We start from the raw sequence: 23,643 nt of genomic DNA on the forward strand, positions 1-23,643 counted from the left end.
GTAGTGAGGCACAAACGGGAATTTTTTCGACTACCTAATAGACTTTCTTTCGACCCTTAAGGGTTGATGCACCAGAGCGGTCGAAAAGAGGGCGTTTTTGGTGCATCGAGTGCCTTCTGGAGCTTTTGCGGGCGAGGGTAATCCCTATCTTTATCGAGCCATGGAAGACTTCGATTTATTCGGAGTATTGAGTGGTGGGGTAATCCCTAGGTGTTCAAGGTGCTCCAGGAACTAAGAAATGCTGCGTGCGGATGGGTGAGTCTGCATCAATGTGGGGAGAATGGTGCAGGCATTGAGCGCATAAATCGGTCTGCTTCCTGGCAAGCCAATTCGGCGACAAGTTTGATGGCGTCGGATACGCGGCTTTCCAAATAGCTGACAATCAGGCCCTGAGGCGGGAGCGGCATGTCAGTTTCGATAATCCGCAGCTCACCCCTGACAACCTCCTCGCGTACCGGCGGCAGTGGTATTAACGCGTTTCCAAAACCGCACCGCACCAGTCGAGCAAGCGCAGCTATCGAATTAACACAATGCACCTTTCCCATTGGCACACCGGCGCGCCGATACACGTCCTTGAGCACAAGGTAAGGCTGAGAGCCACGGCTCATTGTGACCACTGGTTGGGTAAGCAGCTCTCGGACGTCTACCTTACGCTCGCCTTTATTGCCAGGCCCAACCCATCCAATCCGCATTGGGAGGCAGGTCGTGCTAACTACACCATCTCCGGCCAGCTGGTCGGTCTGGAGAGCAATATCGACATCCCCGTCGCGAAGACTCTTGTTCAGTCGGTCGGTGGACTCAGAACTCAGCTGAACTTCAATTCCCGGATAGGATGATTGGAGATGCTCGATGAAGCTCACGAGCCAAGTGTGGACCACGGTATCAATTGCACCGATGCGAACGCTGCCGAGCACGTTCTGGTCTGACTGTCCGAGCTGCATGATGTACTTCTGCATCTCGATTACCCGCTCGCCAAGCGGAATCAGCCTCATGCCTACCGGGGTCAGGCGCAAGTCCCCAGCATCTCGGGAGAAAACTCGGGCGCCGATTTCTTCCTCCAGTGATGCAATACGATTGGAAATCGTAGCTTGGGTGATGTGGAGCTTTTCGGCAGCGGCGCGAAAGCTACCCAACTGCACGACAAGGATGAAGCTCTCAAGAAAGCGAGTGTTCATGTGAGTACAAAGCTCGGTTTCATGCCGCTGCAACTACATTCCGGCGCTACGGCAATGTCAGCGGCGCTCAGCACTTGTTACGAACGCATCGATGCGCCGCCACATCTCCACCGGATTAGAGTACATCGGAAAGTGGCCACAATCGCTGATTTCTGCGAGTTCGACGCCGGACTTGGCCAAAAGCGGCAAGTACGTCAGATAACTATTCTGTTCACCGTACATGAACATCCTCGGGAAAGGTAACGACAAGAACTTGCCCATGAGGTCGCCGTGGTCCGACAGGTGCACCATCGACGTGAAGATGCCGGACACCGCCTGCGCGCGGACCTTGTGACGGAGGCTTGCGGCGTAAAGCGGTGAAGAGTACTGAGAGGAGTGCCAGTTTCGGTCGATGAAGTCGTTGAAGAACGCTTGAGGGTCTTCGGTGGGGAAGTCCATAATCTGCCTGCTCAGGAAGCAGTCTTCCGGTGCGACGTTGCCCTCAATGTCAACGAAGCTCAATACTCGGTCCCGCAACTCATTCGCGAGCATCAACGCCGTGAGTCCACCCATGGAATGCCCGACCAAATGAAAGCGGTCGATGCCCGCATGAGCAACCATTGCTTTGGCCGTCTCGACCAGGAAGGGGACAGAGACCTTCCGAAGGTCGCCGCAGGAAGTCTCTCCACAACCCGGAGCGTCGTAGGCCAGGAACGGACGGCCAGCGAGTGCTCGGTTGACGGCGATGTCGGCGTAGTCCTCTTTCGTCGAGCCGAACCCGTGCAAGAACACGATAGGTACAAGCTCGCCCTGACGACTAATGGCAGCGACCTTAAGCGCCACGCCCTCGACCTCAAGCGATACAGTTTCTTTTCGAGTGTCTCTGTTCATTGTCATCATTGGATGTTGTTGTCTTGATTCTCAGAAGGTTCAGTCGACCGTTGCCCCAGACAGCTTTACAGCCTCTGACCACCTTCGAATATCTGAGCCAATCAAAGTACGGAACTGGGTGGGTTTCATCGTCAAGGGCTCCGCACCTTGGCCTTTCAGCTGTGCCACGACCCCGGGAGATGCCAGGACCGATTGGACTGCATTGTTCATCTTCTCTGTGATATCGCTGGGTAGGCCGGCTGGGGCAAGCATTCCGTACCAAGGCTGAGCATCAAAGCCCTTAACACCTGACTCTGCGAGTGTGGGGATATCCGGGAACAAGGGGGAGCGCTCGGCGCTGGTAATGGCGAGTACCTTGATATTGCCTGCCTTCACCTGAGGCATGATGGGAAGTGGGTTCTCGAAGGCCAGTGCAACTTGCCCTCCCACCAGGTCGTTCAGCAGGGGACCGGAACCCTTGTAGGGGATGTGCTGCAACCTAGTCTTGGCTTCCACGTTGAACATCTCACCAATAATGTGCTGCGGCGAACCGGAGCCAGCAGAACCGTACGAAAGCTGGCCGGTCTTGCCCTTGCTGATGATGTCCTGAATCGAGTTAAGGCCGGACTTGGCGTTCACCGCGACAACAAAGCTGGCCTTGGCCAGCGGAGAGACAGGAGTGAAGTCCGTCTCAGGCCTATAGGGCAGCTTGGGATACAGGGCGCCAGCGATAACAATCGGACCGCTGGAGCCGACCAGGAACGTATACCCGTCCGGCTTCGCCTTGGCAACCAGGTTCGTGCCGATGTTGCCACCCGCTCCGGGCTTGTTCTCAACGACAAAGGTTTGGCCGAGCTTGTCGTGAAGCTTTGCGGCAAGGATGCGCGCGAGCACATCCGAGGTGCCACCGGGGGCATAGGGAACGATGAGAGAAATGGGCTTGCTGGGCCAGCGGTCTTCAGCGTGTGCTGCTGAGACAGTGGCGCACACGGAAAGGGCCGCGACCAGAAGTTTTGCGATGTTTGAGAATTGCAGCATAACGGTCTCCTCCAATCGGTGCGACCGTTCGGCCGGCACGATTGTATTGTCGTGTCGCGACGTAGGGGCAGCGATGTTGCTGACCCTACTTCCAATCTCACTTAAGAGACAGGCAGAACCGATGAATGGCTTCGCAGGCCTTACGCAGCGAATCGTTGTCCAGCGCGTATGCGATGCGGATGTATGGGCCGAGCCCGAAGGCCGACCCGTGCACCACGGCGACATTGGCTTCTTCAAGCAGGGCGAGGGCAACATCCTCGTCCGTGCGGAGCAGCGTGTCGGCGGGCGTGGTTTTGCCTAGCAGACCTTCGCAAGATGCAAACGCGTAGAACGCACCGCCCGGTACAGCACAGCTCAGTCCCGGCGTATTGTTCAGCAGGTCCACCATCATGTCTCGCCGCGCCTGAAATACGGCCTTCGAGTCGCAGATGAAATCCTGAGGGCCTTGCAAAGCGGCGAGCGCAGCGTGCTGCGAGATTGAGGACGCACCAGAGGTTTGCTGGCCTTGCAGCTTCTCCATCGCCTCGAGCAACCATGCCGGCCCGGTACCGAAGCCGATGCGCCAGCCCGTCATGGCATACGCCTTGGATACGCCATTCATCGTCAGCGTCCGGTCTTGGAGGCGCGGCTCCACTTGGGCTATCGTATGGAACTTTTCACCGTCGAAGGTCAGGTGCTCGTAGATGTCGTCAGACAGCACCAGTACGTGGGGATGAGCCAGCAGCACTTCTGCCAGCCCGGCCAGTTCTGCTTGCGAGTAGACGGCGCCGGTCGGATTCGACGGGGAGTTGAGAATCAGCCAGCGCGTCTGAGGCGTGATAGCCTTGGTCAACGCGTCAGGCGTCAGTTTGAAGCCCACGTCGGCACTGCACTGTACCACCACCGGAGTGGCTCCACACAGCTGAACCATCTCGGGATAGCTCACCCAGTACGGAGCGGGAACGATGACCTCGTCACCGGTGTTCAACGTGGCGGCGAGGGCGTTGTAGATGACCTGCTTGCCGCCCGAACAGACGATGGTGTCTTGCCAACTGACATCGAGTCCGTTCTCGCGATTGAACTTCTCGGCGATTGCTTCCCGCAAGGCGCGCAGTCCGGCGACCTGAGTGTAGCGAGTATAGCCGCTACGAATGGCGCCGATAGCCGCCTCACAAATGTGACCCGGCGTGTCGAAATCGGGCTCTCCGGCACTCAGGGAGATGATTTTCGCACCGGCCGCACGCTTGGCGGCGACGCGGTCCATCATGCGGTATGTGGCCGACGGCTGGGCGTTGGCAAGATTCACGTTTAAGCGCTGTTGCTCGGCTCCCATCACGCCTTCCTCTGCAAGGTGTGGTAGCCAAGAGCTTCACGGGCTTCACCCAGCGTCTTGCCGTTGGCAATGTGCTCGCGAATCTGCGATTCGACGACCTCAATCTTGCGTGCAAGTTCAGCGACTTCCTTTGCACGCTCACGCGGGATAACGACAACGCCATTGGCGTCTGCCACGACGATGTCGCGAGCACAAACGCGGGCGGTTCCCACAGACACGGGCGTGTTCACGGATTCAACCTGCACGCGGTCCTTGCCGGTACGCATGAATCGACCACGCGTAAAGAGCGGATAGCCGTCGCCGAGCGCCTTGGTCACGTCGCGGCAAACGCCGTCAATCACGGTTCCGGCGATGCCGCGGGCGCCTGCGTACTGCGTCATGATGTCGCCCCACACCGTGCAATCGGTGCGGCCGTCGTTGTCGATGACGACGATGTCGCCGGGTTGCACGTCGTCGATGAAGTCACCGACAGTACCTGGAGGCGTGCTAGCCGACACGTACTTGACAGTGAAGGCGGGGCCGACCACAGGCTTGCGGTAGTTGTCCAGAGGGGAAATATCCAGGCATTGACCGGGAAGTCCGAGGCGGTCCATCGCGTCAGATACGCCAGGGGTGTCGAGGCCCTCGAAAAGGGCTACCAGTTCCTTGTCAGTCATTTTGCTTCCTTGCTGTTGATGGCTTCGAATTCCTTGTCGTGCATGACTTCCTCGACAGAGCGTCCAGAACGCACGGCCTGCACCATGCCGTCCTGACGACGCGCAATGCGCTCGCCCAAGTCGAGCACTTCTTCGATTCGGCTCGCGGGGACGAAGACGGTGCCGCAACGGTCCGCGATGACATAGTCGTCCTCGCTGACCACCACACCCGCGAACTTGACGGGCTTGCCGGAGTCGACCTGCACCACGCGGTTGCGCGCGCTAATCATCGTGACGCCGCGGCCGAATACGGGGTATCCGATGGATTCGCTACCTTCAATGTCGCGACTAACACCGTCAATGACGGAGCCCCGCACCTTCTTCGCTGCCGCCGCGTTGGCCAGGATGTCACCCCAGCAAGAGATGCCATCGATGCCGCCGGCGATTACCAGAATGCGGTCATCAGTCTGAATCTGGGCGACTACCGGCGTGATGAGATGCACGGTAGGTTTGGCATCAGTTTTGGGKCCAAGTTGTATCGTGCTCGCGCGACCCACAATCTTGGGGCAGTCCCAAAGCGGGCGAATGCCAAAGGTCGCACCGGGGAGATTGAGGAAGTCGAGGGCATCCGAAACCGTATTGGTGTCGAGCGATGCCAGGCGGTCCAGCAGTGAAGGAGTACTCATGATGAGAGAGTGTGTGGGGTTGCCATGTTCATACTGTCGGCGCTAGAGTTACAAATGTAAATTCCGAATCCAGTAACCTTTCGATACGCCAAACCTATCAATCGTCATGATTAACTTCAGGCTTGTTCGGCATCTCTATCTGTTCCTCGCGGTGGCTGAAGAAGGGAATTTCGGGCGTGCCGCGAAGCGGCTTGGAATGTCCCAGCCGCCGCTGACGGAGCAGATTCAGGTGTTGGAACAGGCGCTTAAAGTGAAGCTCTTCGAGCGCGGCAGGAAGGGCGCGACTCTGACTCCAGTTGGGGTGGCAATTCTCCCGGCAGTTCGCAAGTTCGTGGAGCAGCTGAACCGACTCGAACTCGCAGTGCAGGAGGCAATTACCGGCAGCACGGGTGTGCTAACGATTGGCGCAATCTCGTCGGCGCTGGTCGATACGTTGCCCGGCTTGATTGATGAATTGGGGAAGAGATTTCCTCAGTTGACCGTCTCGGTTAGGGAGATTGACAGCGTCGACGCGGTACCTGCGTTGGAGAGGGGCGACATCGACTTGGCCTTCGCGCGACTCGAAGGCGACATGGGGGCAACAATTGGCGCCATTCCACTGAAACAAGACCGGCTAGCCGTTGCTCTACCGAAGACCCACAGGCTCGCGGACATGCCCAGGGTTCGTCTCGCTAGCCTCGCTGAGGAGCCATTCGTCATCTTTTCTCGCGCGGTYAGTCCGACGTACTTCGACAGTATCATCGCAACTTGCCGCGCTGCCGGCTTTTCGCCCCGGATACTCCACGAAGTACGAACTGTTGCTACTCAGGTGGCGTTTGTTGGCTGTGGGCAAGGTATTGCGCTCGTGCCATCGTCTATGAAGAAGGCCGCACCCGAGAGCGTGGTTGTTCGTCCGTTAAAGGAGGCCGTCAATGTCGTCACCACCGCGATGGCCTGGTCGAAGAGCAGGCAGAGCCCTGCAGTTGAAGCCGCCATCGACATCCTTTCGAGTGGAAAAGTGGCCTCGTCGAAGTCACTTCAGCCACGCCAGGCGGGATAGGGCCAACTAGATTAACCATAGGTTTGGCGTATCAAATCCATCCGGTATTTGGAATTTACAGAAGTGAGGCGTTGCCGGAGAGTTCGCATATCACCGCGACCTTTCCAGGAGATGCCTGTGGCAACATCCAACCTAGTAATTAATCCCGTTCCAGACCTCGCGCCTGCCGAAGTTATCGAGGCTTTCCGAAACGTGGTCACTCCGCACATCAGCGACAACCTGCAGCGGTTGTCCGGCGTAACAGGGCTGAAGCGATACAACCGCAGCCGCAAGCTTGTCGGTACGGCCATCACGGTCAAGGCTCGACCGGGTGACAATCTGTTGATTTACAAGGCGTTGATGGAGTTGCAACCCGGCCACGTTTTGGTCGTCGATGGCGGCGGCGACTGTACGAACGCGCTCGTGGGCGAGCTCATCATGCAATACGCGGCGGAACGGGGTTGCGCCGGCTTTGTTCTGGATGGAGCCATCCGCGACACGGCTGCGTTCTATGAGGCAGATTTCCCGTGTTACGCGAGGGGCGTCAGCCATCGAGGACCCTACAAGATGGGGCCGGGTTCCATGAACGCGCCGGTGTCGATTGGGGGCCAGATTGTCTCTCCAGGTGACGTCGTTGTTGGAGATGAGGATGGCGTAGTCACATTCCCTGTGTCTCAGGCAGGCGCTTTGCTGGATGCAGTCACCCTAACCGCGAAGAACGAGCAGAAAATCATGGCAGAAATCGCAAGCGGTGTGAGGGAGCAGGAGTGGCTTCGCAAGGTGCTTGAGCCTCACGGCCTGTACTAATTTAGCGTTGAAGAAAGGGAGGTGATTCAGTTCGCCTCCCGAGCGGGAACCTCTCGCAGTAACTTGAGGCCATCAGCTCAATCTGGTTAGGGGCTCGCGCTATATGGTCGTCAATGCGCAAGTCTGTCACCAACATGTAGCTTGGCTCGTGGCCGAAGGTGATGGGAAACTTGGCGCTCATCACTCTGCACGAATACGGGAATCGAAGGCAGAGCCAGGCGTTCGGCGGCCACCGGCAGCGCGATAAACTGCCGGCGAGACATACGGAATTCAGTCATTTGTTAATTCGCGCCAGCCGGAGGTGGCGGGATGACGCAATGGGTCAAGCACGCAGCGGCGCGCTGGTGTTGAGCGGCCGTCGTGAAGCAGAGTGGCTTTACCGACCGTTAGCAGTTCAATCGGTCGTCTTACTTAGATGCTCGACGAGAAGTGCAGCTGAGCCTGACAAAGCGCGGGAGGCGCTCGTGGCAATGAGCAGCCTTCGCTCTGCCCAGCTGTCCACGAGCCGTATAGCTTTCAAGCCCAGGGGTTCGAGCTTTCGAAAGCATGCTCCGAGGGGGAGTACGCCAATCCCCAGATTCGAAGCTATCATTTCGGACATGGCGTCAAAGCTTCGAACTTGAACGCGCAGCCGCAAAGGGAAGCCGATGTCATGCGCCGCGGTCGAGATGGTGTTGAGCAGTGAGCTTCCGCGATTCAGACCCACGAAGTCATAAGAAAGACAGCTTCGAAAGTCGATTTCGTCCACTTTGCCTAGGGGATGGGTCTTGGAGCAAAGGACAACCAATCGGTCAGTCCGATAGGGGAGTACGTTTAGCCCGTGGGTCGGCGCACCTTCGACAAATATCCCCACGTCGGCCATCCCTTCCACCAACGCGCGCACGATGTCGCCACTAAGCTGCTCCTCGACCTCCACTCGTGTGTCAGGGTAAAGGTGCAGGAAGCGCTCCAGAGCAGAGGGAAGAAACTCGACCAGGGCGGACATGTTCGCCCAAAGCCTAACATGGCCGCGTGAGCCGTTCGAGTATTCGCTCAGCTCATTGCTGAAGAGCTCGAACCCCTGGAACAGTCGCATCGCGTGTTGCAGCGCCACGTGTCCAGCAGGAGTCAGCCGAGTCCCGTGAACTGTCCTCTCCAACAGTATTGCCTTCGAGGCCGCTTCAAAGTCCGAGATGCGCCGGCTTGCGGCCGACAGCGCTAGATTGCATCGCTCCGCCCCCTTCGTAATGCTGCCTGTCTGCGCTACCGCGCAAAACAGACGCAATGTGACGAAATCCACACGAGCGGGGTTGATGAGGTCTTGTGACATGGACAAATCTTAGCAGGTCACTGCGACCCATGTCTTCGCAAAATGCGAAGGACGCATGCGAAATTAGGAATTCCTCCCGCACTTTCAGCCCGCATACAGTCAGGTCATTCGCAAAAATGCAAGAAGGAGACAATCTGTGATTCATCACTTGGACCATCTTGTCCTGACCACCAGCAACGAGGAGGCCTGCGTCGACTTTTACGTCGGGCTCCTCGGGATGACGCTTGAGACATTTGGCGAAGGCCGAAAGGCATTCAAGTTCGGCGAGCAGAAAATCAATCTCCATGAGAAGGGCAGGGAGTTCGAACCGAAGGCCCACCTGCCGGTCCCTGGCGCGCTGGACTTGTGCTTCATTGCGTCGATTCCACTGGATGACGTCATCGCGAAACTGAATGCGCGGGGCGCCCGCATTATCGAAGGGCCGGTCGCCCGTACCGGCGCGAACTACCGCCTGCGTTCGATTTACCTGCGCGACCCCGACCTGAACCTGATTGAAATCTCCGAGAGGGCCGACGCATGACCCAGGAAAAATCCGGCCGCACCATCATTGGCTTCGTGGGTCTTGGCCAGATGGGCAAGCCGATGGCGCTGAACTTGATTCACGCCGATACGGACCTGCGTGTCACGTCAAAAGTACAGGACCCATATCCCGAACTGCAGGCAGCAGGCGCTACGACGGCCGACACCTTGGCCGGCCTGGCCGACGCCAGGATTGTGTTCCTGAGTTTGCCGGGCACTGCAGCAGTACTCGACGTGCTGTTCGGCGACGGCGGCCTGGCATCACTGCTGCGCCCCGGTTCTATCGTCGTCGATACCAGCACCATGGAGCACGGTGCCACGATGGACATCCATACTCGTCTTTCGGCTGCCGGAATCGCCTTCCTGGATGCGCCGGTGTCGGGTATGCAATCGCGCGCGGAAGCCGGCACGCTGACTGTCATGTGCGGAGGCGCCGAAGAGACGTTCGAAACAGTGAGGCCATGGTTCGAACGGATGGGCAACAACATCCTCTATATGGGTGACGCCGGCAGCGGACAGCTGACGAAGCTCGTGAATCAGCTGCTTTTCGACATCAACTGCGCAGCTCTTGCAGAGATTCTTCCCATGGCGCGACGCATGGGACTTGACCCGGAAAAGATTGCGTCGGTCATCAACAGCGGCACGGGGCGCAGCTACGCGTCGGAGTTCTTCCTGCCGCGCATCCTCGCACGCCACTTCAGTGACGGCTATCCGCTCAAGGCGGCTTACAAGGACCTGGTTAGTGCCGCCGAGCTTGGCGCGCGCCACTGCATCCCCATGCCGGTGCTCGCTGCAGCCACCGCTACCTATCAGATGAGTCTGTTGGCCGGCCACGGCACCAGCGACAAGGGCGCGATGACGCGCTTCTTTGAAGACATGCTTGCCGTGCAGTTCAGCGCCGCAGCACCCCAGACGGAGAAAGAAAATGGCTGAACCGCTTGGCCTTGACAATGGCCTGACAAACTACGGCGACCGGGATTTCGCGCGTTATCTGCGCCGCTCGATGGCGCATTCGATGGGCATCTCGGGGGAACTGCTGTCGAAGCCGGTTATCGGTATCGCGGCATCGCCGAGTGATTTCAACAACTGTCACCGCTACATGCCGCAACTCGTGGAAGCGGTATCGCGCGGGGTGTTGGCTGCAGGCGGCTTGCCGCGCATGTTCCCCACGGTGTCGCTGGGTGAGGTGTTCCTTAACCCGACCAGCATGGTGTACCGCAATCTGATGTCGATGGACGTCGAGGAAATGGTGCGGGCCCAGCCGATGGACGCCGTCGTGCTGATTGGCGGCTGCGACAAGACTGTCCCGGCTCAGCTGATGGGCGCCGCTTCTGCCAATCGCCCGGCCATTCAACTGGTGACTGGCCCGATGTCCACGGGTCGCCACAAGGGTGAGCGGCTGGGCGCATGCACGGATTGCCGTCGATTCTGGGGCAAGTTCCGCGCCGGAGAGATTGACCAGCAAGAAATCCAGATGGTCGAAACGCGTCTGGCCACCACAGCCGGAACCTGTGCCGTCATGGGTACCGCCAGTACGATGGCGTGCATTGCGGAAGCACTCGGCATGTCGCTGCCAGGTACCGCGGCGATTCCTGCAGTTGACTCGCAACGTTTGGTCGCCGCTGAAGAGAGCGGAAGGGCTGCAGTGCGACTGGCGCGTTCGCCAATCCTGCCTTCGCAAATCATGACCGAGCAGTCGGTCGAGAACGCCTTCCGCGTCCTGATGGCGCTGGGCGGCTCCACCAACGCCATCATCCACCTCACGGCCGTTGCCGGCCGCCTCGGCATCCGCATTAGCCCGCAGCGGCTGAACGAGATTTCGGACGAGACGCCGGTGCTGGTCGACCTCAAGCCGGTGGGAGAGGGCTACATGGAGGACTTTCATGCCGCAGGCGGTATGGGTGCGGTGCTGCGCGAGCTGCGCCCGTTACTGAACCTGGACTGCCTGACCATTGATGGCCGGACGCTGCGCGAGCGTCTGGACGAACCGGCTGGCTGGGTGGACCGCAAAGTCATCCGTGCGTTCGACAAGCCGGTTAGCGAAGTTGGTGGACTGATTGCCCTGCACGGCAGCCTGGCACCGGACGGTGCCATCTTCAAACGCGCTGCCGCCACGCCTTCGCTGTTCGAGACCGAAGGCCGCGCGGTGGTCTTCGAAAGCCTGGAAGACCTGGCCAACCGTGTCGATTCGCCAGACCTGGACGTCAATTCGGACGACATTCTGGTGCTGAAGAACGCCGGCCCTCTAGCTGCTGGCATGCCTGAGGCTGGATATCTGCCTATTCCTTCGAAGCTTGCAAAGGCCGGTGTGAAGGACATGGTGCGTATTTCGGACGCTCGCATGAGCGGCACTGCCTACGGCACCATCGTGCTGCACGTCTCTCCAGAAGCCGCTGCGGGCGGACCGCTGGAAGCAGTGCGTAACGGCGACCGGATTCGCCTCTCGGTGTCGCAGAAGACCATCGATTTGCTGGTCGAGCCTGAGGAAATCGAACGCCGTCTTACGGAGCGCAAGCCGCTGCCCCAGAAGCGCGGTGGCTATCAGGAACTCTATCAGCGCACAGTGACGCAAGCCCCTGAAGGCTGCGACCTCGACTTCCTCGCCCAGCCTCGCAGCTGACACCGTTCGTTACCTCCTTACTTGATTGACCATGAACTTTTATCCTCAGTTGCTCGCTCGCGCCGAGCAGGGAAAACCCGTGCGCGTTGGCCTCATTGGCGCAGGGAAATTCGGCTCGATGTACCTGGCGCAAGTGCCCCGCACGCCGGGCGTTCACATGGTTGGTATTGCTGACCTAAATCCGGCAAACGCGCATGCCAGCCTTGAACGTGTGGGTTGGGAATCCGGCCGCGCAACCGCAGCCTCGCTCGACGACGCCGTTAGCAAGGGCACGACGCACGTCGGCGATAACTGGGAAGCGCTTGTGGCACATCCCGGCGTTGACATCATTATCGAATGCACGGGCAACCCGATYGCCGCTGTCGACCACTGTCTGGCGGCCTTCAAGCATGGCAAGCATGTCATCAATGTAACGGTCGAAGCCGATGCGTTCTGCGGCCCGCTGCTCGCGCATCGTGCCCGCGAGGCAGGCGTGGTGTATTCACTGGCCTACGGCGACCAGCCGGGCTTGGCTTGCGAACTGGTCGACTGGGCGCGTACCTGTGGCTTCCCCATCATCGCGGCTGGTCGCGGTCACAAGTGGCTGCCGCAGTTCCGAGAATCCACACCTGATACGGTCTGGGACCACTGGGGCGTGACGGCCGAACAGGCGCGAATCGGCGGGATGAACCCGAAGATGTTTAATGCCTTCCTTGACGGCTCCAAGCCGGCCATCGAAAGCACCGCCATCGCGAATGCCACTGGCCTCCAGGTGCAAGCCGAAGGTATCACCTTCGCACCAGCGTCTGTCGAAAAGATTCCGACCGTCATGCGCCTCAAGTCCGATGGTGGCGTGCTGTCGGCCAAGGGCGTGGTGGACGTGGTGTCGTCGCTGAATCCCGACGGAAGCTCTGTCGGCTATGACATCCGCAAGGGTGTGTGGGTCTGCGTCGAAGCACCGACGGACTACATCCAGCGCTGTTTCAAGGAATACCAGGTCTTCACCGACCCCGATGGCCGCTGCATGGTGCAGTACAAGAAATGGCACCTCATCGGCCTGGAGCTTGGCATCTCCGTGGCGAGCGTCGGGCTGCGTCGCGAGCCGACCGGCGTTGGCCAGCATTTCAATGCGGACGTGGTTGCCACTGCGAAGCGCGACCTGAAGGCTGGTGAGATGCTGGACGGCGAGGGCGGCTACACGGTGTTCGGCAAGTTGTTCCCTGCTCAGGAGTCGCTGCGCCTTGGCAGCCTGCCGCTTGGCCTGGCCCATCACATGAAGCTGCGTCGCGACGTCAAGAAAGACCAGTCCCTGACGTGGGAAGACGTAGTCATCGACGCTGAGCAGCCGGCCTACCGCGTCCGCAAGGAAATGGAAGCACTGTTCCAGAAGTAAAGGAAACCAACAAAAGAACCGGGACGGCACCCCCGTCCCGGCAATAACCAAAAGGGAGACAGAAGATGAACTGGAGCGTGAAAGCCTCCGTGACGGCGCTCTTGCTCACCACGGTATTGCCGGCATTCGCCGCCGACGCCTATCCGAGCAAGCCCATCACGATGATTGTCCCGAGCGCGCCCGCCGGGTCAACAGACATCGTTGCGCGACTTATTGGCGAGCAGCTTGCCAAGGATTTGGGACAACCCATCGTCATCGAGAACCGTCCCGGTGCAAGCGGCAACATCGGCACGGAAGCGGTAGCTCGAGCCAAGCCGGATGGCTATACGCTCCTCATGCAGTACTCGGGATATCACGTCGGAAACCCGGTGCTATTTCCCCAGGCACGCTGGAAGCCTAAAGATTTCGTATCCGTGGCGCTCGTGATGCGCGCCCCCCATGTGGTAGCGGTAAGCGGGAAGATTCCGGCTCAGAACCTCAAGGACCTGATTGCGTTCGGCAAAAAAGACAATCGAGGCCTGTTCTACGCATCGTCGGGCAACGGTTCTATCCAGCACATCGCCGGCGTCGTGTTCGGCAAGCAAGCGCAAGTGCCGGTCACGCACGTTCCCTATAAGGGTGCAGGTCCCGTTGTTAGCGACCTCATTGGCGGCCAGGTCGATATTTTCGTGACGACACCTCCGTCGGTGATTGGCCAGGTGAAAGCAGGAAAAATCAAGGCTCTGGCCTACACCGGACCGAAGCGCCATCCGTCGATGCCAGACGTTCCGACTTCTGCCGAAGCGGGATTGCCAAGCTACCAAGTCGAATCCTGGTTTGCCGTCTTTGCCCCGACGGGAACGCCGCCCGACATCGTGAACAGGCTGTCCGCGTCGATTAAGAAGATTGTCGACAGCCCGGACTATCGGCGGAAGATTGAAGAGCAGGGTGGGTTCGCTGCCTACATGGACCCTCCTACGCTCGACAAGTTTGTGTCTCAGGAACTCGCTACCTGGGCGAAGGTAATCAAGGACGGAAACATCACGGCTGAATAAGAAAAATTCTGAGGAGGCAGCAATGAAGGCGGCGCACCTGGTAGCAGCGGCAGCGGGAGCACTCGCAGTCTTCACTTCGGCGGCATCAGCGGCTGAGGTCGTGAAGACCGAGGCAGGAGCGGTCTCCGGCATCGGAGAAGGCGTGAAGAACTATCGCGGCATTCCATATGCGGCGGCGCCGGAAGGTAAATTGCGGTGGCAACCCCCTCAACCAGCCCAACCGTGGGAGGGGGTGTTGGATGGAAGTCGTTTCGGTCCCGATTGCCCGCAGCCTGCGGAGTATCCCGAACTGCGTGGCAATGGAATGAGTGAGGATTGCCTCCGTCTGAATATATGGACTCCGGCAAAGGTTGCTAGTGATAAGCTCCCTGTCATGGTCTGGATTCATGGTGGTGGCTTTCGATACGGCTCGGGTTCGCATCCGACCTACGATGGCGAAGCACTTGCCCGTAGGGGTGTCGTGGTTGTCACCATCAACTACCGTCTTGGCTTGTTGGGATTCCTGGCGCATCCTGGCCTTGCCGCAGAGTCGCCGACGCACACTTCCGGAAACTACGGTCTGATGGACCAAATGGCTGCGCTTCGTTGGGTCCAGCGAAACATTGCAGCGTTTGGAGGGGACCCGGCGAAGGTGACCGTCTTTGGTCAATCTGCTGGTGCACATTCCATCAGCACACTGCTGCTGTCCCCGAAGTCGAAAGGACTCTTCCAGCAGGCCATCATGCAAAGCGTTGGCGTGATGCGGCCGCAGGCTACGCAGGCAGAGGCACAGGAATTCGGTGCGAGATATGGTGACCTCAAATCGCTGCGCAAACTCTCTGGCAAAGACCTAGTCGAGCTGCAGAAGAAGGGGCCGAAGTCCGATGGCAGGATGACAGCGCCTGCGATGATTAGCCTCGTACAGGACGGGGATATCGTTGCCCGGCCTGACTATCAGGCAATCGGCTCTGGAGCGTTGCCCAACATCCCGATTTTGGTTGGTAGTAACGCGGACGAGGGCGGCAAAGCAGCGAAGAGCTTCTTGCAGCCGACCGTCGAACGCTACTTTTCGTTTTTGGACCAGAATTTCCGTGGATTTGAGTCGCGAGCCAGGGCTGAGTATGGCGTGGAGTCTGAAGGTCAAATTTACAAAGCCACCGCCGATATGTACAGCGATACGCAGTTCAACTTCGGCACGCGCGAACTCCTTCGCGCGTATGCGAAAGCAGGACTTCCCGCTTACCGATACTTGTTCTCACGGCACAGGAACGACAGCAAGGCAGCGCCGGTGCATGGTGATGAGCTTCAGTACGCTTTCGACAATCTCTCCGCGTCGCATCGCGGAAAGAAGCCTCCATTCACCAACACCGACTCGAAGGTCGCAGTTGCAATGGCGGATGCATGGGTGAGCTTTGCAAAGACCGGGGTACCCGGAAGTCCCGAGCACGTGGCATGGCCACCCTTTAAGCTCCCACATGAGGCGTATTTGGACTTCGCGGACTCGGTACATGCCGAAAGCGGATTCAAGAGTGGGAGGTTGGACCTTGTGCGCGACTATTACGCTAGCGGCCGAGGTCAATAGTCACCTGATAGCCTGCGTCGGGTTCAAAGAAACTTTTTTGCAGACTGGAGTGCGCCAGCACTAGACCAGCGCGGACGGCGGAGACAGGACTCTACGCGTCCGGATTTCTTTTTCGGAAAGGCGTGTTGACGAACGGTCAATTTTCGCCACACGCCTTTCCTTTCACCATCCTACGACGACATTACCCCCAAGAAAGAAGAGGGGTGGCTGCACACGCGTGCAGCATGCCGCGTCAATCGGAACAAGACTTCGCTCTTCAGTAAGGTTGGTCGGGCTAGGTTTCCGATTCGGTTATGCTTGCTTCTATCGATTCGTATCTCCCCATTGGCTACAAGACTGTGCGGATAGACCCCATCACCCTGACCATCTTTCTCACGGTTGTTGAGGAGCAAAGTCTGGCGCGCGCCGCAGAGCGGCATTTCATGGCCGCTTCGGCTGTCAGCAAGCGGATTAGCGACCTCGAAGACGCGCTGTCAGCGCGGCTCCTCGACCGGCACAGCGGCGGCGTTCGCCCGACAGCGGCAGGCCTTGAGCTCGTCGAGTATGCGAAGGGCATCGTCGACTTGCTTCAGCGCCTGCGTGCCGACATGAGCCAATACAGCGAGGGTACGAAAGGGGATGTTCGGGTTTACGCGAATAGTACGTCGATAGTCGGCTTCTTGGACCAGGACCTTCCCGCTTTCCTCAATCGCTATCCCCAGGTTGAGGTACGTCTGGAGGAGTGGAGCAGTCCGTACATCGTGCGGTCGCTGAAGGACGGCTTGGCCGATGTCGGCCTCTTCTGGGCTGAGACACCTCATGCCGGACTCGAGACAGCAGCGTATCGCTCGGCTCGCCTTGTGGCTGTCGTTCCGAAGGGGCATGCCCTTGCCGACAAGCCAAGCGTGCAGTTCGCGGAGACCCTGGACTTCGCTCATGTTGCCTTCCATGAGGGCAGCATGATTCACAGACTATCCCTTCAGGCGGCTGAAGCACTCCAGCGAACAATTCGAACTCGACTCCAAGTGACAAGCTTTGACGCCATGAGAACCATGGTGTCGGCGGGGGTCGGCATCGGCATCATGACCGACGTCACGGTTGCTGCAAAGCACAATAGGGGCGAGCTTTGTATAGTTCCCCTGCTGGATGACTGGGCCGGGCTGGAAATGAGAATCGGTTATCGCGATTACGCAGCACTTCCGCGAGCGGCGCAGCAATTCGTTGAGCATCTGTCAGCCGAGAAGTCCACGCCGGGCTAGCCATCAAAATCTGGAACGGCCGCCATCGAAATCCAATTATTTACGGTTCTCCGAGTTTTTTCGACACTAGCCACTCAAGCAACAAGATGGCTGGTGCCCCATGACTCTTCCGTTGGATGGAATCACAGTAGTATCGCTCGAGCAGGCAATCGCGGCTCCCATGGCAACGCGTCACTTGGCGGATTGGGGTGCTCGTGTTATCAAAGTCGAGCGTCCCGAAGTAGGCGACTTCGCTCGCGGCTATGACAAGGTCATGCAGGGCATGTCCAGCCAGTTTGTCTGGACGAATCGCACAAAGGAAAGCGTCGCGCTCGACTTCAAGACCGAGGAAGGTCGTCGTGCGCTTGATGCGCTTCTTGAGAATGCGGACGTATTCCTGCAGAACCTCGCCCCCGGGGCTGCCAAGAAACTCGGCCTGGATGCCAAAAGCCTGGTCGCCCGCCATCCGTCCCTGATTGCTTGTGATATCTCCGGATATGGTTCGACTGGCCCGTACCGCTCGAAGAAGGCGTACGACCTGTTGGTTCAGTGCGAGACCGGTTTCCTCTCCATCAATGGCACCCCGGACGCGCAGGCAAAGTGCGGTCTGTCAATTGTTGATATCGCCACAGGCATGTACGCGCTGAATGGCATCCTGATGGCTCTGTACCGTCGTGAGCGTACAGGCCAGGGTACGGCGTTTGAGGTCTCACTGTTCGACAGCATGACCGAGTGGATGAGCTATCCCGCCTACTACACGCGCGACAGCGGAACGCCCCTTACTCGTGCTGGTGCGCGGCATGCCACTATCGCTCCATATGGTCCCTTCAAGGCCGGAGACGGCAAGGCAGTGTTCTTTGGCATCCAAAACGAACGTGAATGGCAAGCGTTCTGCACTCGGGTGCTGGAGGACGCTTCTATCGCAGTTGACCCGCGCTTCAGTACGAACCCGCATCGACTGGCGAATCATGCCGAGTTGGAGGCGGTGATTACGGAACGGTTTGCGAAGTGGTCGAGCGATGAGGTCGCCGTGAAGCTCGAGATGGCATCCATTGCGAATGCCCGCCTGAATGATGTCGCGGAGTTCCTGCAGCATCCGCAATTGCACGAACGTGACCGAATCCGAACTGTCGATAGCCCGGTTGGACGGCTTCAGGTGTTCAAGCCGCCTCTCATCATTGACGGAATCGAGCCGGTCCTCGGTGCTGTGCCAGCGGTCGGCGAGCACACAAACCAGGTCCTTGCCGAACTCGGATTGGATGGGGCGGCTCTGGCTTTGGCGTCTGCCGCAGGGAGTGTCAAATGAGGATTACACGAACTTATCTTGCCGTGCCAGCCCACCAGGAAAAGCTGGTGACGTCTGCCGCGCGCTCCGACGCTGACGCCGTATTTCTGGACTTGGAAGACGCCGTGCCTGAGACGATGAAGGCCGCGGCCCTCGGAGCTGCGGTACGTGCTATCAACGAACTTGATTGGGGCGACAAGGTCGTCGTAGTCCGGGTGAACGGCACTGGGCCCCGCCAGCGGAATGAAATCGACACGCTGGTGAGGTTCGCAACTAGGCTGAATGGCGTGCTGCTGCCCAAGGTGGAGTCGGCCCAGGAAGTCGTCGCCATTCAGCACCAGGTGGACGGTACGAGTGTCGCCATTGAGGCGATGATTGAGACGGCCAAGGGCTTGGTGTTTTGCGAGCAAATCGCTGCCGCCGGAGGAAGCCTCGAGGCGCTGCATTTCGGGGTAGGCGATTTTGGCGCCTCGATTGGGGCCAAAGGGGTGGAAATCGGTCTGTCGCATCCGCAGTACCTGATGACCTCCCGCGCGGAATCCGGCTACGCGGACACTGCCCTCGACATGTGGGCCTACCCGATGATGCGCATCCTGGTTGCCGCAAGCGCCTTCGGGTTGCGAGCCATTGACGGGCCCTGTGGTGCCTTCCGCGACGCAACGCTTAGTGAATCCAGTGCGTTGAAGGCAGCAGCCATGGGATATGACGGCAAGCAGGTCATCCATCCTTTGCAGTTGGCTTTCACCAATCGCGCTTTCACCCCCTCGGAGGAGGAGTACGTTGCCGCGCAGCGGATTGTTGCCGCTCTTGCGGAGGCGGAACTGGAAGGGCGCGGTGCCGTTCAGCTCGATGGCAAGCTGGTGGACTACGCGAACATCCGGATGGCAAAGAAGGTGGTAGAAGTCCGCGACCGCGCTATCGCATAGGCGGGGCCCATTTACTGAAATGCCGGCCACGTTAGAGGGCCGGCAATACCCCAGGAGACAAAAATGAATCGACCGGTTCGCATGGCGCTTGCCTGCGTTCTCTTCGGCGCATCGCTCGCGAACGCCGCCACGGACAACTACCCTTCGAAGCCAGTAACCATTGTGGTACCGCAGGCGCCCGGCGGTACGAACGATATCGTCGGCCGAATTATCGGCGCCGCACTTTCCCAGTCCACAGGTCAGCAGTTCATCGTTGACAACAAACCTGGCGCCGGCGGAAACATCGGAAGCCAGTACGCTGCCCGGAGCAATCCGGACGGCTACACGGTTCTGCTGACCATCAGTAGTACCCAGGCAATCAACCCTGCGCTGTACAAGAAGATTCCGTTCGACCCAGTGAAGGACTTTGAGCCCGTCGCGCTCGTGGCCAGCGTGCCGAACGTTCTGGTGGCCAACCCGGCGTTTCCCGCAAACAACATGAAGGAACTCATCGCGTTGGCGAAGAAGAAACCGAACGAGTACCGGTTCGGCTCCGCCGGCAATGGCTCCCTCAATCATCTCTTGGGCGAAATGCTGAACAACATGGCCGGCATTTCCCTCGAGCATGTGCCGTATAAGGGCGTGGGCCCGGCGCTCAATGACCTGTTGGGCAATCAGATTCCGCTAGCCTATGCTAGCCTTCCTTCGGTCATCTCCCATATCAAGGCGGGCAAGTTGAAGGCTCTTGGCGTCAGCTCAGCCAAGCGTTCCAGCGCTGCACCAGATATCCCCGCTATTGCCGAGACTGTCCCGAACTATAACGGAGACCTTTGGGTCGCTCTCTATGCGGTACACGGCACGCCCAAAGACGTCGTTGCAAAGTTGACGAATGCGGTGGACAAGGTTCTTGACGACAAATCGGTCCAGGAAAAGCTGAAGGCTCAGGGCGCCGACTTGCCGAGGGCCACACCGCAGCAACTCTCCGCGATGCTGAAGACGGACATGGACAAGTGGGCCAAGATTGTCAATGCATCTGGCGCCACGGTCGACTGAGCGGAAGTCACCGAAGCTAAGGAAGGTATGGCCGCATAACCCTTTCCATTTGGGAAAGGAAGGTCAACAAAACCGCGGTTCTCCTATCTCGGCCTTCCCCTCATCATGTAAATGAAGCGACCCGGGCGGCGATGCCGCCCGCAGTTCATTCAGGTTGGCGAGTCGCAACACGCTCGCGCGAAATCCACCTCAGACCGTACCCCGGCACTATTCCGATGAAGATTGTCTTCCTGGACCGTTCGACCATCTCCCCTCAGACGACGCTCAAGACACTCCCGTTTTCTCACGAGCTTGTTCTCCACAATGAGACGGCCGACGAGGATGTGGCGGGCCGTATCGCTGACGCTGATGTGGTGATTACCAACAAGGTGAAGCTCAGCGGTCAGCAACTGGAGCAGGCGACCAAGCTCAAGCTCATCGCCGTAGCAGCGACCGGCACCGATATCGTCGACCTCAAGGCGTGCGCGGCGCGAGGTATTGTCGTCTCCAACATCCGGAACTATGCCGTCAATACGGTGCCGGAACACACATTTGCCCTGATTTTTTTGCTGCGTCGCAGCCTGACGGCGTACCACGATGCCGTGCGGAATGGACGCTGGCAGGAAGCCGGGACCTTCTGCTTCTTCGACTACCCCATCAAAGACCTGCATGGTTCGGTACTGGGCATCATCGGCGATGGCGTTCTCGGACAATCGGTTGCTGCACTTGCACGAGCGCTGGGCATGCAACCGCTTATCTCCACGTACAAAGGCCGCAGTGATATGGGGCCACTGTACACACCGTTTGAAGAAGTCCTCCGCCGAAGCGACATCATCACTTTGCACTGCCCTCTGACTCCTCAGACCCGCAATCTCATCGATGCCGCGGAATTTGACATGATGGAGAAGCGTCCGCTGCTCATCAATACGGCACGCGGTGGCTTGGTGAACGAGTCCGCGCTTGTAGACGCCGTGAAGAGCGGGAAGGTTGCTGGTGCGGGTTTCGATGTCGCCACCCAGGAGCCCCCGAGCGAAGACCACCCCTTCCAACAGTTGAAGGACGAGCCCAACTTTATCCTCACCCCACACGTCGCGTGGGCCAGCGACGAGGCGGTGCAAGGATTGACCGACCAGCTCTTCGACAATATTGCCGCGTTCGTTCAGGGAAGCCCTTGCAACGTAGTGGTTTGACCCACAAGCTGCCACAGGAGGCAAAGCCCATGAGACGCTACCGCAAAGCAAAGATTGTCGCGACGCTGGGGCCGGCGACGTCATCCCTCGAGGCTATCCGTGCGCTGTTCGTCGCCGGAGCAGATGTCTTTCGATTCAACTTCAGTCATGGGTCTCATGAGACTCATCAGCAGAACTACGGTTTTGTACGTCAGGTTGAGAAGGAAACTGGGCGGCCAATCGCGGTACTGGCCGACTTGCAGGGGCCCAAGCTGCGAATCGGGATGATGCGCGAACCAAGCACCCTGGTCGAAGGTGCGGAATTTGTCCTCGACCGCTCGCTGGAGCCTGGTGATGCCACGCGCGTGTGTTTGCCTCACCAGGAGCTGTTCGACTGCGCAGAGCCCGGAAAGACGCTGTTGATTGACGACGGAAAGCTGCAGCTCCGCGTGGAGACCGTTGAATCGGAGAAATTGGTGACCACGGTCATCACCGGCGGCGTCCTCTCTTCGCGCAAGGGTGTGAATGTCCCCGATGCCGTCATCCCCATCCCGGCTTTGACGGATAAGGATATTGCCGACGTGGAATTTGCACTGGCACTCGGTGCCGACTGGGTTGCGCTCAGCTTCGTGCAGACTGCGGAGGATGTTACGGCGGCAAAGGAACGAATCGCGGGCAGGGCAACAGTCGTTGCGAAGCTGGAGAAGCCGGCGGCAATCGAGCATCTCGAAAAAATTGCACTGCATGCCGACGCAGTGATGGTAGCTCGTGGCGACCTTGGCGTTGAGCTGCCGCCCGAACGTGTACCCGCTGTACAGAAGCGAATCTCACGAGTATGCCGGCAGTTGGGGCGCCCCGTGATTGTCGCGACGCAGATGCTGGAATCCATGATTTCGGCGCCTGTGCCCACGCGAGCGGAAGCTTCTGATGTCGCAAGCGCGATTTACGACGGCGTGGATGCCGTGATGCTCTCGGCAGAGTCTGCGTCTGGTCGGTACCCCCGGGAAGCAGTCCAGATGATGGACCGAATTATCCGAGAGGTCGAAGCCGACCCGCTTTATCGCAACCTGATTGATGCTCAGCAGGTCGCTGCGCTGTCCAATCGACAGGATGCCGTATGCGGTGCTCTTCGTGACATTACTCGGACGGTCGGCGCAAAGACCACGATTGCCTACACATCTTCCGGTGCCACGACGTTGCGAGCTGCCCGTGTGCGGCCGCAAACTCCGATTGTCGGTGTAACACCRTCCCTCGAGGTCGCACGTCGGATGTGCCTCACCTGGGGCGTCCATGCTTCGGTGGTACCTGACGTAAAGGATGTCGATGAGATGGTTGCTGTGGCCAGCAACGCAGCATTGACTGAAGGCTTCGCCGTTGATGGTGAAGAAATAGTCATTGTTGCGGGCATGCCGTTCGGCAAGCACGGTTCGACAAACTTGGTGCATGTCGCCCGCATCGCAATGGCCCAGAATTCGGCGCTTAATGCAGGGACGGCCTCCCCAGAATCGGCTGCTCGTGAGGGAGTTCCCGCATGAACAAGGCAGCATTTCGCGTCCTGGTTGCCCCCGATTCGTTCAAGGGTAGCCTGGGTGCCTCGGATGTAGCCGAACGGATTCGTACGGGGATTCTGAGGGCCGTTCCGGAGGCTGAAGTCGTGCTGGCGCCGATAGCCGACGGCGGCGAGGGAACGGCGGAGGTTCTGGCGGCAACCCTGCCTGGCATGTGGGAGGAGGTATGTGTTAGCGATGCCAATGATGCGGAGAAGCCTGTACGCTATTTTCTTGGTCACAGCAATGAGTATGGGAGCATCGCCATCCTTGACGTGGCAGCAGTGGTCGGCCTTCCTGATGCCATAGCCAAGCCAGCCAGGCGGACAACGCGGGGTGTYGGGCAAGCCTTGCGATTGATTGCAGCGCGGGGGGTTATTGATCCTTGTATAAATGATGACATCACCACAACTCGGCCTGCTTCCAGCACGCGGCAATGATGTTGGCGCGTTGTTGTGCGCTGCGCAGCCGATTGCGGGCGGTCGTTTTGAGTTCGGTGAGCGAGTGTGGGCAGAAGTTGGCCAGGGCATGGCGCTTGAGCCAGGCCCAGAGA

The 23,643-nt window shown here is 59.0% G+C and carries 22 protein-coding genes and 1 pseudogene; 15 read left to right on the plus strand and 8 right to left on the minus strand.

The window, feature by feature from the left end:
* Positions 1-266: 266 nt before the first annotated feature.
* The 6 genes from AC1DT6_RS35275 to AC1DT6_RS35300 form a co-directional block, all read right to left on the minus strand.
* A complete protein-coding gene (locus tag AC1DT6_RS35275) occupies positions 267-1,175 on the minus strand; it encodes a LysR family transcriptional regulator (protein WP_441632313.1) in 909 nt (302 codons plus the stop codon).
* Positions 1,176-1,232: 57 nt separating this feature from the next.
* Positions 1,233-2,051 (minus strand): alpha/beta fold hydrolase, encoded by an 819-nt coding sequence (locus AC1DT6_RS35280; protein ID WP_441632354.1) that lies wholly within the window; start codon positions 2,049-2,051, stop codon positions 1,233-1,235.
* Between the two features lie 33 nt (positions 2,052-2,084).
* Positions 2,085-3,062 (minus strand): Bug family tripartite tricarboxylate transporter substrate binding protein, encoded by a 978-nt coding sequence (locus AC1DT6_RS35285; RefSeq protein WP_441632315.1) that lies wholly within the window; start codon positions 3,060-3,062, stop codon positions 2,085-2,087.
* Positions 3,063-3,159: 97 nt separating this feature from the next.
* Positions 3,160-4,374: a pyridoxal phosphate-dependent aminotransferase gene (locus tag AC1DT6_RS35290; RefSeq protein ID WP_477115347.1), complete on the minus strand. Its 1,215-nt coding sequence runs from the start codon at positions 4,372-4,374 to the stop codon at positions 3,160-3,162.
* Complete coding sequence (locus AC1DT6_RS35295) at positions 4,374-5,030, minus strand: RraA family protein (protein ID WP_441632319.1); 657 nt, start codon at positions 5,028-5,030, stop codon at positions 4,374-4,376. Before AC1DT6_RS35295 ends, AC1DT6_RS35290 begins: the two co-directional genes overlap by 1 nt.
* On the minus strand, positions 5,027-5,695 hold the full coding sequence (locus tag AC1DT6_RS35300) for an RraA family protein (RefSeq protein ID WP_441632321.1): 669 nt from the start codon (positions 5,693-5,695) through the stop codon (positions 5,027-5,029). The genes AC1DT6_RS35295 and AC1DT6_RS35300 overlap by 4 nt, the downstream gene beginning before the upstream one ends.
* 106 nt (positions 5,696-5,801) lie before the next feature.
* Here AC1DT6_RS35300 and AC1DT6_RS35305 point away from each other — a divergent pair, with 106 nt between their 5' ends.
* A complete protein-coding gene (locus tag AC1DT6_RS35305) occupies positions 5,802-6,734 on the plus strand; it encodes a LysR family transcriptional regulator (RefSeq protein WP_441632323.1) in 933 nt (310 codons plus the stop codon).
* A gap of 111 nt (positions 6,735-6,845) precedes the next feature.
* Positions 6,846-7,520 (plus strand): RraA family protein, encoded by a 675-nt coding sequence (locus tag AC1DT6_RS35310; RefSeq protein WP_477102895.1) that lies wholly within the window; start codon positions 6,846-6,848, stop codon positions 7,518-7,520.
* Between the two features lie 394 nt (positions 7,521-7,914).
* Here AC1DT6_RS35310 and AC1DT6_RS35315 read toward each other — a convergent pair whose 3' ends face one another.
* On the minus strand, positions 7,915-8,829 hold the full coding sequence (locus AC1DT6_RS35315) for a LysR family transcriptional regulator (protein ID WP_441632327.1): 915 nt from the start codon (positions 8,827-8,829) through the stop codon (positions 7,915-7,917).
* Between the two features lie 136 nt (positions 8,830-8,965).
* On the opposite strand from AC1DT6_RS35315, the gene AC1DT6_RS35320 reads away from it, so the two are divergent.
* From AC1DT6_RS35320 to AC1DT6_RS35380, 13 genes are all read left to right on the plus strand, one after another.
* Complete coding sequence (locus AC1DT6_RS35320; protein WP_441632329.1) at positions 8,966-9,349, plus strand: VOC family protein; 384 nt, start codon at positions 8,966-8,968, stop codon at positions 9,347-9,349.
* Entirely contained in the window at positions 9,346-10,281 is a 936-nt protein-coding gene (locus AC1DT6_RS35325) for an NAD(P)-dependent oxidoreductase (protein WP_477102896.1), read from the plus strand. Before AC1DT6_RS35320 ends, AC1DT6_RS35325 begins: the two co-directional genes overlap by 4 nt.
* Complete coding sequence (locus AC1DT6_RS35330; protein ID WP_441632333.1) at positions 10,274-11,968, plus strand: IlvD/Edd family dehydratase; 1,695 nt, start codon at positions 10,274-10,276, stop codon at positions 11,966-11,968. The genes AC1DT6_RS35325 and AC1DT6_RS35330 overlap by 8 nt, the downstream gene beginning before the upstream one ends.
* Before the next feature lie 31 nt (positions 11,969-11,999).
* Complete coding sequence (locus tag AC1DT6_RS35335) at positions 12,000-13,340, plus strand: NAD(P)H-dependent oxidoreductase (protein ID WP_441632334.1); 1,341 nt, start codon at positions 12,000-12,002, stop codon at positions 13,338-13,340.
* Between the two features lie 65 nt (positions 13,341-13,405).
* On the plus strand, positions 13,406-14,374 hold the full coding sequence (locus tag AC1DT6_RS35340) for a Bug family tripartite tricarboxylate transporter substrate binding protein (RefSeq protein WP_477115348.1): 969 nt from the start codon (positions 13,406-13,408) through the stop codon (positions 14,372-14,374).
* Between the two features lie 22 nt (positions 14,375-14,396).
* Positions 14,397-15,935 (plus strand): carboxylesterase/lipase family protein, encoded by a 1,539-nt coding sequence (locus AC1DT6_RS35345; RefSeq protein WP_441632337.1) that lies wholly within the window; start codon positions 14,397-14,399, stop codon positions 15,933-15,935.
* 293 nt (positions 15,936-16,228) lie between these two features.
* Positions 16,229-17,173, plus strand: a complete 945-nt coding sequence (locus AC1DT6_RS35350; RefSeq protein ID WP_441632339.1) for a LysR family transcriptional regulator — start codon at positions 16,229-16,231, stop codon at positions 17,171-17,173.
* 100 nt (positions 17,174-17,273) lie between these two features.
* On the plus strand, positions 17,274-18,458 hold the full coding sequence (locus tag AC1DT6_RS35355) for a CaiB/BaiF CoA transferase family protein (protein WP_477102897.1): 1,185 nt from the start codon (positions 17,274-17,276) through the stop codon (positions 18,456-18,458).
* Positions 18,455-19,363: an HpcH/HpaI aldolase/citrate lyase family protein gene (locus tag AC1DT6_RS35360; RefSeq protein WP_441632343.1), complete on the plus strand. Its 909-nt coding sequence runs from the start codon at positions 18,455-18,457 to the stop codon at positions 19,361-19,363. Before AC1DT6_RS35355 ends, AC1DT6_RS35360 begins: the two co-directional genes overlap by 4 nt.
* 63 nt (positions 19,364-19,426) lie before the next feature.
* Complete coding sequence (locus tag AC1DT6_RS35365; protein WP_441632345.1) at positions 19,427-20,395, plus strand: Bug family tripartite tricarboxylate transporter substrate binding protein; 969 nt, start codon at positions 19,427-19,429, stop codon at positions 20,393-20,395.
* A 215-nt stretch (positions 20,396-20,610) separates the two neighbouring features.
* Positions 20,611-21,564, plus strand: a complete 954-nt coding sequence (locus AC1DT6_RS35370) for a D-2-hydroxyacid dehydrogenase (protein ID WP_441632347.1) — start codon at positions 20,611-20,613, stop codon at positions 21,562-21,564.
* A 29-nt stretch (positions 21,565-21,593) separates the two neighbouring features.
* Positions 21,594-23,078 carry a pyruvate kinase gene (gene pyk, locus AC1DT6_RS35375; RefSeq protein ID WP_441632349.1) on the plus strand — a complete coding sequence of 495 codons (1,485 nt, stop codon included), beginning with the start codon at positions 21,594-21,596 and terminating at the stop codon, positions 23,076-23,078.
* Entirely contained in the window at positions 23,075-23,530 is a 456-nt protein-coding gene (locus tag AC1DT6_RS35380) for a glycerate kinase (RefSeq protein ID WP_441632350.1), read from the plus strand. Before pyk ends, AC1DT6_RS35380 begins: the two co-directional genes overlap by 4 nt.
* Here AC1DT6_RS35380 and AC1DT6_RS35385 read toward each other — a convergent pair.
* Positions 23,493-23,643 (minus strand): annotated as a pseudogene (locus AC1DT6_RS35385) (IS630-like element ISCARN39 family transposase); the annotation flags it as partial. The gene AC1DT6_RS35380 and the pseudogene AC1DT6_RS35385 overlap by 38 nt on opposite strands.

Source organism: Cupriavidus sp. 01L45 (genome assembly GCF_056399885.1).